Source organism: Xanthomonas arboricola, from assembly GCF_003353015.1.
Lineage (GTDB): Bacteria > Pseudomonadota > Gammaproteobacteria > Xanthomonadales > Xanthomonadaceae > Xanthomonas > Xanthomonas arboricola_E.
In genome coordinates this window covers 1-422 of the sequence record NZ_QREM01000016.1, presented here as the reverse complement: position 1 = coordinate 422, position 422 = coordinate 1, and the positions used below count along the sequence as shown (strand labels likewise).

General features: G+C 62.2%; 1 pseudogene. It reads right to left on the bottom strand.

Features of this window, described 5'->3' with window-relative positions:
- Positions 1 to 422 (bottom strand): annotated as a pseudogene (locus tag C0541_RS20525) (hypothetical protein); the annotation flags it as partial.

Below are 422 nucleotides of genomic sequence, written 5' to 3'. Positions count from 1 at the left end.
AGCTTTCCAAAACCACGCTCGGGAAAGCGCTCGGCCAATTCGGACAGCAGCGCAATGACTTCTTCGTCGCGATCGGGACGGCGCTGATGGCGCACTGTCGAGCGAGCCACGCCAACAACTGCACAGGCCCGGCGCTCGCTCCAGCCATGCTGCTCGACGAGCCAGGCAAGAAGCGGGCGCTTGTGCGCCGGGTCTACAGCTTTTTTGCGATNGGCGCTCGCTCCAGCCATGCTGCTCGACGAGCCAGGCAAGAAGCGGGCGCTTGTGCGCCGGGTCTACAGCTTTTTTGCGATGACATCCTTGAGTGCATGGTTTTCCATCGCGAGCTCGGCATACATGCGCTTGAGCTTGCTGTGCTCGGCCTCCAGGTCGCGAAGGCGCTGCACATCGGCTGCCTCCATGCCGCCGTATTTGGACTTCCA